Below are 16130 nucleotides of genomic sequence, written 5' to 3'. Positions count from 1 at the left end.
GGAGGGGGGTCGCCGGCTCGCTCAGCCGGGCTGGCGTGGCGCTGCGGCAGGGGCCTGGCGGCCAGGGGCGGTGCCCGCCACCTGGCAGGGGTTGGGGCCGGGCGGCGGCTCGGCCAGCACGGCCACCGCAGGTGCGGCGGGCGCAGCAGGGGCCGCCGGGGCCGGCACGGGAGCCGGTGCGGCAGAGGCGGGTACATCGGCCGCGGTGGCTGTGCCCGAAGCAGCGCCCGAGGCCGCGCGCGCAGGCCCGCCAGCGCCCTTGGCCTTGCCAGCCGCCTCCGGCTGGCCCAGCACCACCACGCGCACGGCGGTGCCGTCGCGCTGGATGCGCTGCTGGCCGGCGGTGACGACCAGGTCATCGGCGGCCAGGCCGTCCACCACCTCCACCAGGCCGGGGGCACGTGCGCCCAGCTTCACGGCGGTGCGCTGGCTCACGCGGGTGCCGGGCTCCTTGCCCTCGATCACCTTGTAGACGAAGGCATTGTTGCCCTCGGGCACGATGGCCTCCTCGGGCACCACGCGGGCGTTGGCACGCTCGGAGAACACCGTGGTCACGCGCGCGAACATGCCGGGGCGCAGCTGCAGGCGGCGGTTGTCGATGCAGCCGCGCACGGCGACCGCGCGGCCATCGGCATCGATCTGCGGGTTGATGGCCTGGATGACGGCGGCGTAGCGCACGCCGGGCAGCGCATCGAAGGCCACGCGCGCCGTCTGGCCGGTGCGCACCTTGGCCTGCAGGCGCTCGGGCAGGCGAAAGTCTACGTACACCACGTCCAGGTCTTCCACGTTGACGATGTCGGCACCGTCCTTGAGGTAGTCGCCCACGTTCACGCCGCGGATGCCGGCAATGCCATCGAACGGCGCCAGGATGCGCAGCCGCGAGGCGGTGGCCTGCGCCAGCGCGAGCTTGGCCTGGGCCACTTCGAGGTTGGCCGCGCTCTCGTCGACCGAGCGCTGGCTGATGAAGCCCTGGGCCACCAGCTCCTGGTTGCGCTTGTGGTTGGCCTGGGCGATGGACAGTTCGGCCTGGCTCTGCTGCACCTGGGCGCGGGGCAACTGGTCGTCGAACTGCACCAGCACCTGGCCCTGGCGCACGCGCTGGCCATCGGTGAAATTGAGTGCCGTGATGCGCCCGCTGACTTCGGGGCGCAGCACCACGCTGCGGCGCGAGCGCAGGCTGCCCACGGCCTCGGCATCGTCGCGCAGCGCCATCTGGCGCACGGGCACGGCCTCTACGGCCACCACCCGGCCTGCACCACCCTGCCCGCCCGGGCCCCGCGCACCGGCCGAGGGGGAGTTGCCCCCTGCGGGCGCGGATGCAGCGTCCGTCTTGGGCGGCGCAGCGGGTCGCTGAAGCCACCATGCGGCCCCCGATGCGGCAGCAATGCCGACGACAGCAACAACGATGTAACGGGTTTTGGACGCCATGGATCAGCAGCAGCAATGAAATCGGTGGAGCCGCACGGATGCGGACAATCCATCAATGTATCAGTGTGTGTCCAAAACCGCAGCCTCCGGCGATACCGGGGTGGGGCATTGGAGACAGATCCACGCCCCTTGCGCTTCAGATCCGGCCCAGCGCCTTGTCCACGCCCTTGTTGGCCAGTTGGTCGGCGCGCTCGTTGCCGGGATCGCCCGAGTGGCCCTTGACCCAGCGCCAGTCGATGCGGTGCCCGCCGCTGGCGACCAGCGCATCCAGGCGCTGCCACAGCTCCACGTTCTTCACCGGGGCCTTGGAGGCGGTGCGCCAGCCACGGGCCTTCCAGCCGTGGATCCACTCGGTGATGCCCTTGCGCACGTACTCGCTGTCCAGGTACAGGGTGACGGCGCAGGGGCGCTTCAGGGCAGCCAGCGCCTCGATCACGGCCAGCAGTTCCATGCGGTTGTTGGTGGTGCCCAGCTCGCCGCCGAACAACTCCTTCTCCGACGTGCCTGCGCGCAGCAGCACGCCCCAGCCGCCAGGGCCAGGGTTGCCCTTGCAGGCGCCATCGGTGTAAATCACGACCTCGTTCAAATTGGATTCCTGTTCTCTTTCTTCTCTTCTTTCATGTCCATCGCCATCAGCGCCGATGGGTGGCGCCCGGTGGCGAGGGTGTGCGGTGCGCCACGGGCACGGTGGCCGCGTTGCGCTGGCGGGCGGTGCGCCAGCCGGGCTCCAGCAGGCGCATGCCATGCACGCGCTTGACGGCCACCAGGAAGTAACCGGCCCCGAAGATCGGCCACCATTTCTCGCCCAGCGGGTCCAGCCAGCCAAAGCGCTCTATCCACTGGCTGCTGCGCACCGCCGGACAATAACAGCCAAACCGCGCGGATTCGACCTCGAAGCTCAACAATCGCAGCCAGTCGCGCAGGCGGCGGTAGCCAATGAACTCGCCCACGTCGGGCAGGTACAGCGTGCTGCGGCCCAGCCGGCCATACAGCCGCGCACGCCGCTGGCGCAGGCCCCACAGGCTCATGGGATTGAGGCCGCTGATCACCACGCGCCCTTCGGGCACCAGCACGCGCGCCACCTCGCGCAGCGCGGCGTGGGGGTCGATGCTCAGCTCCAGCGTATGGGGCAGCACCACCAGGTCGAGGCTGCCCTCCGCGAACGGCAGGGCCACCGGCTCGGCCAGCAGCGCAATGCCCTGGCGGGGAGTACCATCCGCGCGCAGGCCGGCGTCCGTCGGCAGGCCCTCGCCGTCCGCCGCCTCCTGGCCCAGCACCAGCCACTGGTTGGGCATGCGGTTGGCACGCAGGCCGTCCAGCAGCGGCATGCCCAGCTGCACGGCGTGGTAGCCGAAGAGGTCGGCCACCGCCTCATCCAGCCGCGCCTGCTCCCAGGCCAGCAGGTAACGGCCGGGCGGGGAATCGAACCAATGGTGCAAACCTATAATTTGATCGCTCATGAACCTGCTACCGCTGCCCGCCTTTGCCGACAACTACATCTGGATGCTGCACGACACGCGCCAGGCCATTGTCGTGGACCCGGGAGATCCCGCACCGGTACAGAAGGCTTTGCACGACCAGGGACTGCGATTGCAGGCCATTCTAGTCACGCACCACCACAACGACCATGTGGGTGGGGTGGACGTGCTGCGCGAGGCCACGGGCGCCACCGTGTACGGCCCGGCACGCGAGAAGATCCCCGAACCCCTGGTGCGCCTGTCCGCCGGGGACACGGTGGACGTGGCCGGCCTGCACTTCACGGTGCTGGACGTGCCGGGCCATACGGCCGGGCACATCGCCTTCTACTGCGCGGACATCGGGGGTGCGCCCGTGCTGTTCTGCGGCGATACGCTGTTTTCGGCCGGCTGCGGGCGCCTGTTCGAGGGCACGCCGGCCCAGATGCTCGGCTCGCTCGACCAGTTGGCCGCCCTGCCAGGCCACACGCGGGTGTGCTGTGCGCACGAATACACACTCTCGAACCTTAAATTCGCGCGGGCAGTGGAACCCGGCAACCAGGATCTGGTCCACTACCTCGGCTGGTGCGAGGAGCAGCGGGCGCGCAACGTACCCACGCTGCCATCGACCATTGCGCAGGAGCGCGCGGTGAACCCCTTCCTGCGCGTGCGCGAGTCCGAGGTGCGCCAGGCGGCACAGCGGTTCCACCAGCAGACCGATCAACACGACGCGGTGGCAGTGCTGGCTGCCCTGCGCCAATGGAAAAACGAGTTTCGATGAAAATTGTGCACATCGCATGCCTGGCGGGCATGCTCTGGCTGACTGGCTGCGCCACCACCGGAACCAACACCGCCAACAACACGGCGGCCGGCACGCCGGATGGCACCCCCACTCCCACCAGCAACACCCCGGCACGCCCCGCGCACACGCCGTTCATCCCGAATGGACCGCTGCAGCCCATCATGGCGGTGAACGCCTTCAACAACGGCGGCGTGGCCTCGCTGTCGGCCCCGGCCGACCTGTGGGACCGCATACGCCGCGGCTTCGCCATGCCCGACCTGCAGCACGAGCTGGTGCAGGACCGCGAGCAGTGGTATGCCACGCGGCCCGACTACATCCAGCGCATGACGGAGCGCTCGAGCAAGTACCTGTTCCACATCGTAGAGGAGCTGGAGCGCCGCGGCATGCCGACCGAGCTGGCGCTGTTGCCCTACATCGAGAGCGCGTTCAACCCGCAGGCCGTGTCGAGCGCCAAGGCGGCCGGCATGTGGCAGTTCATGCCGGCCACGGGCAGCTATTTCGATCTCAAGCAGAACGCCTTCCGCGACGACCGGCGCGACGTGCTGGCATCGACCCGCGCGGCCCTCGATTACCTGCAGAAGCTCCACGGCATGTTCGGCGACTGGCACCTGGCCCTGGCTGCCTACAACTGGGGCGAAGGCAGCGTGGGCCGCGCCATTGCGCGCAACCAGAAGGCGGGCCTGGGCACCAGCTACACGGACCTGAACATGCCGGCCGAAACCCGGCTGTACGTGCCCAAGCTGCAGGCGGTGAAGAACATCGTGGCCAACCCCGACGCCTTCAAGGCCGAGCTGCCGCTGATCGAGAACCACCCCTACTTCCAGACGGTGGACATCACCCACGACATCGACGTGGCCCTGGTGGCCAGCCTCTCGGGCATCCGCGAGGACGATTTCCGCGCGCTGAACCCCTCGTACAAGCGCCCCGTGATCCTGGCGGCCGGCACGCCGCAGATCCTGCTGCCCTGGGACAACGCCAAGGTGTTCCAGCGCAACCTGGAAGCGCGCCGCGAAGGCCAGTACGCGAGCTGGACCGTGTGGTCCGTGCCCACCACGATGACGGTGGCCGACGCCGCCCAGCGCGCCGGCATGAGCGAGGCCGATCTGCGCGCCATGAACAACATCCCCCCGCGCATGCTGATCAAGGCCGGCTCGGCGCTGATGGTGCCGCGCTCCGTGACCACGCGCGAGGACGTGTCCTCGCACCTGGCCGACAACGGCCAGCTGGCCTTTGCCCCCGAGATCGTCACGCGCCGCACCACGGTGCGCGCCCGCAAGGGTGAAACCGTGGCCAGCGTGGCCAAGCGCTACAACCTGAGCGCCAGCAGCGTGGCCGACTGGAACGACGTGAAGGCCGGCGCCGCCTTCAAGCTGGGCCAGCAGGTCGTGGTCTACCTGCCGGTGCGCGCCGCCGTGGCCGCGGCCGCCACCCAGGTGCGTTCATCGAACGTGCGCAACGTGGTGCAGGCCCGCGGCAACAAGCAAAGCGCGGCCAAGGCCCCGCCGTCCGCCCCCGCCAAGCGCGGCGGCACGCCGTCTAAAGTGAAGAAACGCTGAACCCCACGGGTCTGCCGCACAACAAGCAGACAGACCCTGTCCTCAAGAGCGGCTGAAAGACTTTCCTGGCTAGGCACCTCGTCGCAGACAGTACTGAAAGTACGGCAAGACGAGGCAACGACGCCAGGGGAGTTTTCTCAGTCGCTCCGCACTTACAACTTCAACGAATGCATGCCCATCAGTCCCAGTACACCCATGACGATGAGGTAGATCGCCACGATGGTGCTGAGCAGGCGCGGCATGACGAGGATGAGGATGCCCGCGATCAGGGAGACGAGCGGGCCGATGCTGAGGGTGAATGACATGGTGGAGCAGTCCTTGTTGGCTGGGTGGTAATCGGTATCCGGAGGTTACGCATCCGGAGCGCTGGCCAATGTAAGCCATCTTCCCGACCCGAAAGCGCATTTTTCGGACAATGGTGTCCCCCGCCCGTCCAGGGCGCTGCGCTGGTTCAGACGTTGTATTTCAGGCGTGCCTTGCGCACCCACTCATTGCTGAAGGTGCGCGCCAGGTCCACCTTCACGTCGGCCACTTCCGGGCCGGTGCGGCCCAGCACGCGCAGCGCGGTGGCGGGCCCGTCGTCGGGCATCAGGCCGTTGGGCGAGAAGGTCTCGCGCACACGGCTGAACGCGGCCAGGTAGAGCCCGCGGTCGCCCAGCAGGTAGTGGGGCGGCACCACCTTTATCAGGTCGGCCGGTGCCGCCGTCTGCAGCCATTTGAGCGCATGCACGATGGCATTGGTCAGCGCCTGCACCTGGGCGGCCTGCCGTTGCACGAAGGCCTGCGGTGCATACAGGCAACCCGCCGGCATGTTGCCACCGAACATCTCGTGCGACCCCTTCAGGGTGCGCATGTCGCCGACAATGGTCATGTCCATCTTCTGCTCGAGCAGCGTCATGATGGGGTCGGCATGGCACAGGGCATGCACCTGGCCCGTGCGCAAGGCCGCGACGGCCGGCGCACCCGAGCCCACGCCGATGAAGCCCACGTCGCGCTCGCGCACGCCGGCGCGCGCCAGCAGGTGGATGGCCATGAGGTGCGTGGACGAACCCAGGGCCGAGACGCCGATGCGCCGCCCCGCCAGATCACCGATTTCGCCATAGCGCGGCAGCGCCTTGCGCGACACCCCCATGGCGATCTGCGGCGCACGGCCATGCACGGCCATGGCGCGCAGGTGGTTGCCACGCGCCTGCTGGCGGATGGTGTACTCATAGGCCCCCGACCCCACGTCGGCCACGCCGGTGAGCACCGCCTGCAGCGCCATGGCACCCCCGGCGAAGTCGGACACCACGACCTGCAGCCCCTCGCTCTCGAAGTAGCCGAGCAGGTCGGCCAGCGCCAGCGGCAGGTGGTAGAGCACGCTTTGCCCGCCCACGGCCACGGTGACGCGGCCCAGGCCCGGGGCGGCCGCCTGCTGCGACAGCACGGCAGGCGCAAACACCGCAGCCGCCGAGAGGGCGGATACGGCGCCAAATGCGCGACGGCTGAGCAGGGGTGGTGGCATGGAAAAAAGAAAGGCGGAGCGCCCATTGTTGCACTGCAACAATCGTGCCTCAGCATGCCCCATCGGGCATCAGGGACTACCCCTGAGGACTAATACGTAGGTGACAGTGGCAAGGGCCGAAAACCGGGGCCCACAAGGGCCCGCGTCCTGCCGATCAGCGGTATCCGAGAAACAGGATGCCAACGTTCACCAGGAAGGCGCCCGACCACAGCGCACTGCGCACGGTCGGCATGTCCGACACATACATCATGATGTAGAAAATGCGCAGGAACACCCACAGCAGGGCCGCCAGGTCCAGCAGCGTCTGGCCGGCGCCGAGCTGGTGCGCAATGACCACGGCACCGATGAAGAACGGCAGCGCCTCGAAACTGTTGGTCTGCGCCGCATTGGCGCGTGCCTGCCAGCCCGTCTGCCGGGCCAGCCAGCCGCGCGGGTCGCGGTTGTCGAAACCGCCCTCCTTGCGGGACTTGCCCAGCCCACCGCTCTTGGCCATGTAGGAGCACACCATGGGCAGCAATGCAGCCACCAGCACACACCAGTAGGCCGCCGTGAAGCGCGCCATGTGCAGGGAGTTCATTGGAATTGACTTTCTTGGTATTGCCTGCCAGTCCTGACTGGCAAGCTATTGAATTGATAGTAGTAGTGGGGGAGCGATTCTAAGCGGCCCCGGAGGCTGGGGCTGCACTGCCGCCGCCGATCAGCGCCGGTCCACCAGCGCATGGGCGATGGTGCCCAGGTCCACGTACTCGAGTTCGCTGCCCACCGGCACGCCGCGCGCCAGCCGCGTGACATGCAGGCCCCGGGCCTTGAGCGCTTCGCTGATCACATGCGCCGTCGCCTCGCCCTCGGCATTGAAATTGGTCGCCAGGATCACCTCCTGCACCGTGCCGTTGCTGGCCCGGTCCATGAGCTTGTGCAGGCCGATCTCCTTGGGGCCGATGCCGTCGAGCGGGCTGAGCCGCCCCATCAGCACGAAATACAACCCCTTGAAGGCCCCGGTGCGCTCCAGCGCCGACTGGTCCGCCGGCGTCTCCACCACGCACAGCCGCGTGGCATCGCGCTCCGGGTCCAGGCAGGTGCTGCACACCTCGGCCTCGGTGAAGGTATGGCAGCGGCTGCAGTGGTGCACCGATTCCGCAGCATCCTGCAGCGCCCGCGACAAGGCCTGCGCCCCCTCGCGGTCATGCTGCAACAGATGGAACGCCATGCGCGAAGCCGACTTCACCCCCACCCCCGGCAGCCGCCGCAGCGCCTGGATCAGAACGTCAAGAGAGTTGGTGGACGAAGAAGAAGCCATAGGCCAGTGTAAGCAGCAAGTGCCTGAAAAAAACGAACTCTGCCAGGCGCCAGTGAGCAAAGCGAACGAAGCGCCGCCCCCGCCTTCACAGCCCGCCCTCCAGGGCGTAGCGAGCGGTCTTCAGGCTAGGCGGACGGAGCGCAGCAACCGGAACGTACTTCCTGTACGTGAGGATTGCGAGCACCGCCCAACGACGCATGAAGGCCGCTCGGTAGCCAGCCCTCAAAAGGGAAGTTTCATGCCGCCGGGGAGGCCTGGCATCCCGGCTGTCAGCTTGCCCATCTTCTCGCTGGAAGTCTCCTCCGCCTTGCGCACCGCCGCGTTGAACGCAGCAGCCACCAGGTCTTCGAGCATGTCCTTGTCCTCGGCCAGCAGGCTGGGGTCGATGGTGATGCGCTTGACGTCGTGCTTGCAGGTCATGAGCACCTTGACGAGGCCGGCGCCGGATTCGCCTTCCACTTCGATGAAGGCCAGTTCGTCCTGGGCCTTCTTCAGGTTGTCCTGCATGGCCTGGGCTTGCTTCATCAGGCCGGCGAGTTGTCCTTTGTTGAACATGGTGGTGGTCCTTGGGTTGGAGGTTGTTGTCTGTCTGTCTATCTATCGGTACCGGTGAAGGCGCCTCACGCAGGCTTGATGCTGCCCGGCACGATTTTCGCGCCATGGTCGCGCAGCAGCGTCTGCACATAGGGGTCATTCATCACGATCTCTTCGGCCACGCGCTGGCGCTCGGCGGCAGCGGCGGCGTTGCGGCGGGCGGGGCTGTCGATCACCACGCCCACCTCGACGGTGATCTGGGTGGCGTGGCCGGCAGCCTCCAGCGCGCTGCGCAGGCGCTCGCGCGCCGTCGGCTGGTTGAGCGACTCGCGCTCCACGCGCAGCAGCCAGTGGGCCCCGTCGCGCGCCACCAGCTGCGATTGCAGAGCCAGTTCGCGCACCAGGGCGGTGATCGCTTCGGCGGCCACCAGGGACTGCACGGTGGTGTACCAGACCTCGCCCTCTTCGGTCGGCGTATAGCGGGCCGAAGCGGGCAGCGATGCCGCAGAAGGCGAATGCGCCGTGGGCTGCAGGCGTGCGCCAGGCTCGGCGGACATGCTGCGCACGGGGATGGACATCACATCGGCAGCCGGGCGCTCGGCCACAGCCGCAGCGGATGGAGGGGATGATGCGGCGGAAGAAAAAGAATCCAGGGGGTCTGCAGCCTCGCCTGCGCGCCCGTCCTCGTCACCGTCGCCACCACCACCGTGCTGCCGGTCGAAATCATCGAGCGTGCGCACCGGCAGGGCCATGGCCTGGGGTGCAGCAGCGGCCACGGGGGCCGGGGCAGGCACCGGAGAAGAAGGAGCCGTCGCGGCCACAGGCACCGGGGACTGCGCCGCGGCAACCGGTGCCGGCACTGCGGCCACCTCGGCGGCGGGCGGGGCCAGGGGCGCCACCACCGGGGCAGCAGCGACAGGAGCCGCCACGGCCACGACGGGCGCGGGCGAAGCAACAGCAGAAGCAACAGGAGCCCGCGCGGCGGCAGGCGCCGGGGCGGTGACGGCCGGCGGCTCAGGCCGCGTCAGAGTTTTTTTTTCTGCCGATCCGTCCGTGGCGGCGGGCTTGAAGGCCAGCAGGCGCAGCAGCACCATGGTCAGGGCCGCGTATTCATCGGGCGCCAGGCCGAGCTCGCCGCGGCCGTGCAGGCACAGGCTGTACAGCAGCTGGGTCTCGTCGGCAGGCATGGCGGCCGACAGGCGTGCGGTCTCGGCGGCCTCGGGGTCGTCGGCATCCACCGCGCCCACCATCTGCGGCACGGCCTGGAACACGGCCATGCGCTGCAGCACGGCGCTCATCTCCTCCAGCGTGGAGGCGGCCGACAGGCCGTTCATGCGCAGCGCATCGGCGGTTTCCACCACCGTCTTGCCATCGCCCAGGGCCAGGGCCTCGATGAGGCGGAATACATAGGAGCGGTCCACGGCCCCCAGCATCTGGCGCACGCCGGCTTCCTGCAGTTGGCCGCTGCCAAAGGCGATCGCCTGGTCGGTGAGCGAAAGGGCGTCGCGCATGGAGCCGCGCGCCGCGCGCGAGAGCAGGCGCAGCGCCTGGGGCTCGGCAGGCACGTTTTCGGCCGCGAGCACCTGGGTCAGGTGGCCGAGCACCGTCTCGGGTGCCATGGGGCGCAGGTTGAACTGCAGGCAGCGGCTGAGCACCGTGACCGGCACCTTCTGCGGGTCGGTCGTGGCGAGCACGAACTTCAGGTACTCGGGCGGCTCCTCCAGCGTCTTGAGCATGGCGTTGAAGGCCGTGTTGGTGAGCATGTGCACTTCGTCGATCATGAAGACCTTGAAGCGCCCCTGCACCGGCTTGTACACCGCCTGCTCGAGCAGGCTCTGCACCTCGTCCACGCCGCGGTTGGAGGCGGCATCGAGCTCGGTGTAGTCGACGAAGCGGCCGCTGTCGATATCGGTGCAGGCCTGGCACACGCCGCAGGGCGTGGCGGTGATGCCGCCCGTGCCGTCGGGCCCCTGGCAGTTGAGCGACTTGGCCAGGATGCGCGAGACCGTGGTCTTGCCCACGCCCCGCGTCCCCGTGAACAGGTAGGCATGGTGCAGGCGCTGCTGGGTGAGCGCATTGGTGAGCGCCTGCACGACGTGCTCCTGCCCCACCATTTCGGTGAAATTGCGGGGGCGGTACTTGCGGGCGAGCACGAGATAGGACATGGCCTGATTCTAAGGGGGTCTGCGGATGCCCCTGCGCAGCGCTCGCCGCCACGTGCACCCGCTTTCACCTCCCAAAAGCCGCCGCTGGCAACCCGGGAAAACACTGCGGGCAGTTCCTCTGTACATCCTGCAACACCCTGCCTAGCATGGGCCAGGAACGTATTCACGCTCTGTGGCAGGCATGCCCGCATGCAGCCTGCCACCAACGCACGACGGAAGGTGGCTGTATATGGTGGATACCTCCCAGCGGCGGCCCATGGGGATCGCCAGGCGCATGGGCCTGCTGATCGCCTGCGCGCTCGCCGGCATCGCGGTCATCACCGCGATCCTGCTCGGCTCGGAGCGCAGCCTCATCATGGAAGAGCGCAAGAGCAGCGTGCGCCAGAACGTCGAATCGGCGCACAGCCTGATCGTCCACTTCCACGCGCAGGCCAAGGCCGGCAAGATGCCCGAGGCACAGGCCCAGCAGATGGCCAAGGACAGCCTGCGCGCCATGCGCTACAGCGGCAACGAGTATTTCTGGATCAACGACATGCAGCCGGTGATGGTGATGCACCCGATCCGCCCCGAGCTCGATGGCAAGGACCTCTCGGACAACAAGGACCCCACGGGCATGCGCCTGTTCGTGGAGTTCGTGAACGTGGTCAAGGCCCGCGAGGCGGGCTTCGTGCTCTACCTGTGGCCCAAGCCCGGCAGCACCGATCCGGTGCTCAAGGCCTCCTACGTCAAGGGCTTTGCCCCCTGGGGCTGGGTGGTGGGCTCGGGCGTGTACGTGGACACGGTGAATTCGACCGTCAACGAGCGCATCGTCAAGTTCGGCCTGGGCGCGCTGGTGCTGGCCGGCGTGCTGCTGGGGGTGAGCATGCTGATCTCGCGCGGCATCCTGCGCCAGCTGGGCGGCGAGCCCGACTATGCGGCCCGCATCACCGAGCAGATGGCGCAGGGCGACCTGTCGATGGACATCGCCTTGAAGCCCGGCGACCAGTCCAGCCTGCTGTATGGCATGCAGGCCATGCGCACCAGCATCGCCAACATCGTGAGCGAAGTGCGCTCGGGCACGCAGTCCATCGCAACGGCATCGACCGAGATCGCGGCGGGCAACAACGACCTCTCGGCGCGCACCGAACAGCAGGCCAGCGCATTGCAGCAGACGGCAGCGTCCATGGAGGAGCTGACCAGCACCGTGCGCCAGAACGCCGACAACGCACGCCACGCCAGCCAGCTGGCGAACACGGCCTCCCAGGTGGCGGTGCGCGGCGGCACCGTGGTCAACCAGGTGGTGAGCACCATGGGCGAGGTGAACACCTCGTCGAAGAAGATCGTGGACATCATCGGCGTGATCGATGGCATCGCCTTCCAGACCAACATCCTGGCGCTCAACGCCGCCGTGGAAGCGGCGCGCGCGGGCGAGCAAGGCCGTGGCTTTGCGGTGGTGGCCAGCGAAGTGCGCGGCCTGGCCCAGCGCAGCGCCGAAGCGGCCAAGGAGATCAAGCAGCTGATCGACGCCTCGGTCAACAAGGTGGGTGAAAGCACGCGCCTGGTCGACGAAGCCGGCAGCACCATGACCGAGGTGGTGAAGAGCGTGCAGCAGGTCACGCAGATCATCAGCGAGATCGCCTCCGCGAGCCAGGAGCAGTCGTCGGGCATCGACCAGGTGAACGTGGCCATCTCCAACATGGACCAGGTCACGCAGCAGAACGCCGCCTTGGTCGAGGAAGCGGCCTCGGCCGCCGAATCGCTGAACGTGCAGGCGGCCAAGCTGGAACAATTGGTCAGCGTGTTCAGGCTGGGCTGAAACCGCCCTTCAACAGCCGCGCCGCCAGCACGGCAGCCAGTTCGTGCGCCGATGGCACAGCCACGGGCGCGGTGGACAGGGCCCCGTCGATCGCCAGGCTGGCCAGGCCATGGGCCAGGCTCCAGCCCGCCAGGGCCAGTGCATCGCCCCCCTCGGGCACATGGGCCCGGGCCGCCTGCAGCAACACCTGGAACGAGCCATCCGCCGCCGCCTGCAGGGCCGGGTGCTCGGCCTTGCGCTGCAACAAGGGGCTGAACATGAGCCGGAACACGGCTGGGCGCGCCAGCGCAAAGGCCACGTACGCGGTGCAGTGCCCGACCAGGGTGGCCGCCGTGTCGCCGCCCTGCTGTGCCCCCCGCATGGCCGCCGCCAGGTCGTCAAAACCCCGCGCAGCCACCGCCGCCAGCAAGGCCTCCAGGTTGGCGAAGTGGTGGTAGGGGGCAGCGTGTGACACGCCCGCCGCCTTGGCCACCGAGCGCAGGCTGAGCGTGGCACCCGTGGCCAGCAAAGACTCTGCGGCGGCCAGCAGGGCGGCACGCAGATCGCCATGGTGGTAGGGCGCGCGGGAGGCTTGCATATCGGTCATGGCGGTAATCTTGACACAGTCAAGATCGGTATCGACAATGCATCCATCTTGACGCTGTAAAGATAAATCCATGACCCGACGCCTGCTGCAAGCCGCCACCGCCGTGATGGCACTCATCCCGGTGGTCACCGGCGTGCTGACCATGATGGGAATCGACGATCCGCTGTACCGCGCGAGCGGCCTGCCGCGCGATGCCCTGCTCGACGGCAACCTGCGATTTTTCGGGGGTGTCTGGCTCGCGCTCGGGCTGGCCATGCTGTCGCTGGTGCCACAGATCGAGCGCGAGGGGCGCATGTTCGCGGTGCTCTGGGGCGCCGTGTTCCTGGGCGGCGTGGGCCGGGCGCTGTCGATGGCCTGGCTGGGCCTGCCGCCCGTGCCGTTCATCGGCTTCACGCTGCTGGAGTTGGTGGGAGCCCCCGCCTTCATTGCCTGGCAGCGGCGGGTGGCGGCGTGCGCGCCTGCTACAGCGCCTTGCCCCGCGTGAGGCATAAAAAAGTCCCTTCAGCAGGGATAAACAGGCCCTCGAAGCCGGCGGCCTTGTGCGCACCCGCTACAATAGCCAGCGACGGGCCTCCCCGCATGGCAAAGCGGCCAACCGGGTCAGGTGGGGAACCAAGCAGCCCTAACTGTGGAGTCAGTGCCGGGGGTAAGGCTCGTCAACTTCTTTCTGCTGCCGCGACGCGCGTAGCGCATGGATGTGCAGGCGCCACGCGCAGCACCATTGCCCCACCCCATTCCAGCTGTTTTTTTGCCCGTGTCGGTGCTGTCCGACACAGTTTTGCGGCGGTCGGCACTTTCCGGCAACACGACACAGGCGCACACTTTGTGACATCGCTTAACCCCCTTTTCGGGTGCTGCCATGTCCACCGCCATGACCGTGCAAGTGTCCAGTGTCCGCCAGAGCACAACGGCGTTTTTCGATGACTCGGCCGCGGCAACGGGCCGTGCTGTATCGGCCTGGATCAGGCCTGTGTGCAGCGCGGGACTGGTGCTGTTCGGCACAGGGCTGGCGGCAGCAGCCGATACCTCCTCTTTCGGCGACGAGGCCATGGCCGGCTGGCAGGAAGAGTCTGCACGGCTGTCTTCGGCGTATGAGGTCAACAGTGCCGTGTTGCCCGACCTGGGCGACTACACCGCACGCAACCCCGCCCTCGCGGGCGGCGCGGGCGGCAACACCCCCAGCACCCAGTACATGGACATTACGCGCTGGCTCACGCCGGATTCGCCGACCCGCTTCGGCCTGTCCCTGGGCCTGAGCGCGCCCGCAGCGGGCGCCATGCCGCTGGCTGCGGAAGCCGCCGCCCCCGCCAGCCTGGACCTGGGCGTGCGCTGGAGGTCCCGGCTGGAAAGCGGGCGGCAGCTCGATATCTCTGCCTGGGCGCGCACGCCACAGGGAGCGCAGGCCCCCGATGCCCTGGGCCTGATCCGGCAGGCCCAGCAGCCCTCGTACGGCACGCGCCTGGAAGTGCAATGGGCCACCGCGAAAACCGGGGGCCTGACACCCGAGTTCGGTGCCGTAGGGGTGCAATTGCAGAGCGGCTCGCGCCTGGTGCTGCGGGCCCGCAAGGGCGGCCCGATGCTGTATTACCGCTCCAGGTTCTGAGCAGGGCCTGTTGCCACTGTTTGGGGGGGCCACCAAGCCCCTAGCGGGCCTGACCCAGCCAGCGCAGCACGCCCTCGCCCGCCACCTTGCCGCTGGCCATGCTCGCGGTGAGCAGGTAGCCGCCGGTCGGGGCTTCCCAATCGAGCATCTCGCCCGCGCAGAACACACCTGGCGCGGCCGTGGCCATGAGGTGGGCGTCCAGCGCCTCGAAGGTGACGCCACCGGCCGTGCTGATGGCTTCGTCCAGCGGCCGCGCCGCCACCACCGTCACGGGCAGGGCCTTGATGGCATGGGCCAGGGCCACGGGGTCGGCCATGCCGTCCTTGCCCAGGTGCTCGTAGAGGATGCCGGCCTTGATGCCGTCCAGGCCCAGGCGGCTCTTCAAGTGGCTGGACAGCGAGCGCGAGCCGCGCGGGTGGCGCACTTCCACCAGCACGCGCTCGGGCGTGTGGTCAGGCAGCAGGTCGAGGTGGAAGGTGGCGTGGCCATGGGCCTCGATCTCGTCGCGCAGCAGCTGCGAGACGGCGTAGACCAGGCTGCCCTCTACGCCCGTGGCGGTGGCCACGAACTCGCCGCGGCGGTGAAAGCTGCGCCCCTGGATGTCGATAAAGCCGATGGCCACCGTCTTGAACGGCTGGCCGCCAAAGCGCTCGGTGAAATGCGGGGTCCAGCCCACGGCGGGCGCAGGCGTGCGGCCGATCAGCTCGCGCAGGAAATCGCGCCGCGTCTCGCCCGCGGGCGCATCGGCGCGCACCACGTCGAAGCCGCTGTTGGCCGGGCGCAGCGGCGCCACGGCCACGCCGCGCGCCTCCAGCAGCGGCACCCAGGCGCCGTCGGAGCCCAGGCGCGCCCAGCTGCCGCCGCCGAGGGCCAGCAGCGTGGCGCGCGCGCCCACGGCCACCTCGCCAGCGGGCGTGGCAAAGCGCAACGCACCGCCCTGGCCGGCATCGGCCCAGCCCAGCCAGCGGTGGCGCATGTGGAACTGCACGCCCTGGCTGCGCAGGCGCTGCAGCCAGGCGCGCAGCAGCGGCGCCGCCTTCATGTCGGCCGGGAAGACCCGGCCCGAGGTGCCGACGAAGGTCTCCACACCCAGGCCCTGGGCCCATGCGCGGACGGCGGGCCCGCCAAAGGCGGTGATCAGCGGCTCGACCTGCTTTTCGCGGCCGGCAAAGCGGGTGGCAAAGGCCTCGTGCGGCTCGGAGTGCGTGAGGTTGAGCCCGCCCTTGCCGGCCAGCAGGAACTTGCGGCCCACCGAGGGCATGGCATCGAACACATGCACGGCCACGCCTGCCTGCGCGAGCACCTCGGCGGCCATCAGGCCGGCCGGGCCGCCGCCCACGATGGCGACATCACAGGCCAGGCCCGGGGCGGCCGCGTCCTGGGCGGTGGAGGTGCTTGCATTCATG

General features: G+C 68.7%; 16 protein-coding genes and 1 other RNA gene. 6 read left to right on the top strand and 11 right to left on the bottom strand.

Features of this window, described 5'->3' with window-relative positions; translation table 11 throughout:
- Positions 1-21 precede the first annotated feature (21 nt).
- From AC07PF_RS24750 to AC07PF_RS24740, 3 genes are all read right to left on the bottom strand, one after another.
- Positions 22-1428 (bottom strand): efflux RND transporter periplasmic adaptor subunit, encoded by a 1407-nt coding sequence (locus AC07PF_RS24750; RefSeq protein WP_494613622.1) that lies wholly within the window; start codon positions 1426-1428, stop codon positions 22-24.
- 136 nt (positions 1429-1564) lie between these two features.
- Complete coding sequence (gene rnhA, locus AC07PF_RS24745; RefSeq protein ID WP_035201835.1) at positions 1565-2014, bottom strand: ribonuclease HI; 450 nt, start codon at positions 2012-2014, stop codon at positions 1565-1567.
- A 46-nt stretch (positions 2015-2060) separates the two neighbouring features.
- Complete coding sequence (locus AC07PF_RS24740; RefSeq protein WP_145698002.1) at positions 2061-2888, bottom strand: class I SAM-dependent methyltransferase; 828 nt, start codon at positions 2886-2888, stop codon at positions 2061-2063.
- Between AC07PF_RS24740 and gloB the strand changes: the two genes are divergently transcribed.
- Positions 2887-3663: a hydroxyacylglutathione hydrolase gene (gloB, locus tag AC07PF_RS24735; protein WP_007847979.1), complete on the top strand. Its 777-nt coding sequence runs from the start codon at positions 2887-2889 to the stop codon at positions 3661-3663. The two genes, AC07PF_RS24740 and gloB, sit on opposite strands and share 2 nt — an antisense overlap.
- Entirely contained in the window at positions 3660-5240 is a 1581-nt protein-coding gene (locus AC07PF_RS24730) for a transglycosylase SLT domain-containing protein (protein ID WP_494613620.1), read from the top strand. Before gloB ends, AC07PF_RS24730 begins: the two co-directional genes overlap by 4 nt.
- 152 nt (positions 5241-5392) lie before the next feature.
- Here the strand turns inward: AC07PF_RS24730 and AC07PF_RS24725 are convergent, their stop codons facing one another.
- The 6 genes from AC07PF_RS24725 to dnaX all read right to left on the bottom strand — a co-directional run bounded on the left by AC07PF_RS24725 (position 5393) and on the right by dnaX (position 10740).
- On the bottom strand, positions 5393-5545 hold the full coding sequence (locus AC07PF_RS24725; RefSeq protein WP_145698004.1) for a DUF3096 domain-containing protein: 153 nt from the start codon (positions 5543-5545) through the stop codon (positions 5393-5395).
- A 146-nt stretch (positions 5546-5691) separates the two neighbouring features.
- Positions 5692-6744: an ABC transporter substrate-binding protein gene (locus AC07PF_RS24720; protein ID WP_494613619.1), complete on the bottom strand. Its 1053-nt coding sequence runs from the start codon at positions 6742-6744 to the stop codon at positions 5692-5694.
- Between the two features lie 154 nt (positions 6745-6898).
- Entirely contained in the window at positions 6899-7321 is a 423-nt protein-coding gene (locus AC07PF_RS24715; protein WP_494606126.1) for an MAPEG family protein, read from the bottom strand.
- Between the two features lie 120 nt (positions 7322-7441).
- A complete protein-coding gene (gene recR, locus AC07PF_RS24710) occupies positions 7442-8041 on the bottom strand; it encodes a recombination mediator RecR (RefSeq protein ID WP_494613618.1) in 600 nt (199 codons plus the stop codon).
- Between the two features lie 222 nt (positions 8042-8263).
- The gene (locus tag AC07PF_RS24705) at positions 8264-8596 is read right to left on the bottom strand and encodes a YbaB/EbfC family nucleoid-associated protein (RefSeq protein ID WP_007847962.1); all 333 of its coding nucleotides are present in this window, start codon (positions 8594-8596) and stop codon (positions 8264-8266) included.
- 65 nt (positions 8597-8661) lie between these two features.
- The gene (gene dnaX / locus AC07PF_RS24700) at positions 8662-10740 is read right to left on the bottom strand and encodes a DNA polymerase III subunit gamma/tau (protein WP_494613617.1); all 2079 of its coding nucleotides are present in this window, start codon (positions 10738-10740) and stop codon (positions 8662-8664) included.
- Positions 10741-10969: 229 nt separating this feature from the next.
- Between dnaX and AC07PF_RS24695 the strand changes: the two genes are divergently transcribed.
- Positions 10970-12535 carry a methyl-accepting chemotaxis protein gene (locus AC07PF_RS24695; protein ID WP_494613616.1) on the top strand — a complete coding sequence of 522 codons (1566 nt, stop codon included), beginning with the start codon at positions 10970-10972 and terminating at the stop codon, positions 12533-12535.
- On the opposite strand, the gene AC07PF_RS24690 is transcribed toward AC07PF_RS24695, so the two are convergent.
- The gene (locus AC07PF_RS24690) at positions 12522-13121 is read right to left on the bottom strand and encodes a TetR-like C-terminal domain-containing protein (protein WP_494613615.1); all 600 of its coding nucleotides are present in this window, start codon (positions 13119-13121) and stop codon (positions 12522-12524) included. The two genes, AC07PF_RS24695 and AC07PF_RS24690, sit on opposite strands and share 14 nt — an antisense overlap.
- A 70-nt stretch (positions 13122-13191) precedes the next feature.
- Between AC07PF_RS24690 and AC07PF_RS24685 the strand changes: the two genes are divergently transcribed.
- The 3 genes from AC07PF_RS24685 (at position 13192) to AC07PF_RS24675 (ending at position 14724) form a co-directional block, all read left to right on the top strand.
- Entirely contained in the window at positions 13192-13605 is a 414-nt protein-coding gene (locus AC07PF_RS24685; RefSeq protein WP_494613614.1) for a DUF4345 domain-containing protein, read from the top strand.
- A gap of 80 nt (positions 13606-13685) precedes the next feature.
- Positions 13686-13782: signal recognition particle sRNA small type (ffs, locus tag AC07PF_RS24680), an RNA gene on the top strand.
- A gap of 198 nt (positions 13783-13980) precedes the next feature.
- Positions 13981-14724: a hypothetical protein gene (locus AC07PF_RS24675; RefSeq protein WP_494613613.1), complete on the top strand. Its 744-nt coding sequence runs from the start codon at positions 13981-13983 to the stop codon at positions 14722-14724.
- 40 nt (positions 14725-14764) lie between these two features.
- Here the strand turns inward: AC07PF_RS24675 and AC07PF_RS24670 are convergent, their stop codons facing one another.
- Entirely contained in the window at positions 14765-16129 is a 1365-nt protein-coding gene (locus tag AC07PF_RS24670) for a TIGR03862 family flavoprotein (RefSeq protein WP_494613612.1), read from the bottom strand.
- Between the last annotated feature and the right edge of the window lies 1 nt (position 16130).

It is taken from the genome of Acidovorax sp. GW821-FHT10A04 (genome assembly GCF_059415825.1).
Note: the sequence above shows the minus strand (reverse complement) of the source record. Positions and strands in the feature narration are given on the sequence as shown.

Excerpts from the sequence above, each read along its gene's own strand:
- AC07PF_RS24675 (WP_494613613.1), top strand. The coding sequence starts at position 13,981 with ATGTCCACCGCCATGACCGTGCAAGTGTCCAGTGTCCGCCAGAGCACA.
- AC07PF_RS24750 (WP_494613622.1), bottom strand. The coding sequence starts at position 1,428 with ATGGCGTCCAAAACCCGTTACATCGTTGTTGCTGTCGTCGGCATTGCT.
- AC07PF_RS24715 (WP_494606126.1), bottom strand. The coding sequence starts at position 7,321 with ATGAACTCCCTGCACATGGCGCGCTTCACGGCGGCCTACTGGTGTGTG.
- AC07PF_RS24730 (WP_494613620.1), top strand. The coding sequence starts at position 3,660 with ATGAAAATTGTGCACATCGCATGCCTGGCGGGCATGCTCTGGCTGACT.
- AC07PF_RS24720 (WP_494613619.1), bottom strand. The coding sequence starts at position 6,744 with ATGCCACCACCCCTGCTCAGCCGTCGCGCATTTGGCGCCGTATCCGCC.
- AC07PF_RS24685 (WP_494613614.1), top strand. The coding sequence starts at position 13,192 with ATGACCCGACGCCTGCTGCAAGCCGCCACCGCCGTGATGGCACTCATC.
- recR (WP_494613618.1), bottom strand. The coding sequence starts at position 8,041 with ATGGCTTCTTCTTCGTCCACCAACTCTCTTGACGTTCTGATCCAGGCG.
- AC07PF_RS24695 (WP_494613616.1), top strand. The coding sequence starts at position 10,970 with ATGGTGGATACCTCCCAGCGGCGGCCCATGGGGATCGCCAGGCGCATG.
- dnaX (WP_494613617.1), bottom strand. The coding sequence starts at position 10,740 with ATGTCCTATCTCGTGCTCGCCCGCAAGTACCGCCCCCGCAATTTCACC.
- AC07PF_RS24690 (WP_494613615.1), bottom strand. The coding sequence starts at position 13,121 with ATGACCGATATGCAAGCCTCCCGCGCGCCCTACCACCATGGCGATCTG.
- AC07PF_RS24725 (WP_145698004.1), bottom strand. The coding sequence starts at position 5,545 with ATGTCATTCACCCTCAGCATCGGCCCGCTCGTCTCCCTGATCGCGGGC.
- AC07PF_RS24670 (WP_494613612.1), bottom strand. The coding sequence starts at position 16,129 with ATGAATGCAAGCACCTCCACCGCCCAGGACGCGGCCGCCCCGGGCCTG.
- AC07PF_RS24705 (WP_007847962.1), bottom strand. The coding sequence starts at position 8,596 with ATGTTCAACAAAGGACAACTCGCCGGCCTGATGAAGCAAGCCCAGGCC.
- gloB (WP_007847979.1), top strand. The coding sequence starts at position 2,887 with ATGAACCTGCTACCGCTGCCCGCCTTTGCCGACAACTACATCTGGATG.
- AC07PF_RS24740 (WP_145698002.1), bottom strand. The coding sequence starts at position 2,888 with ATGAGCGATCAAATTATAGGTTTGCACCATTGGTTCGATTCCCCGCCC.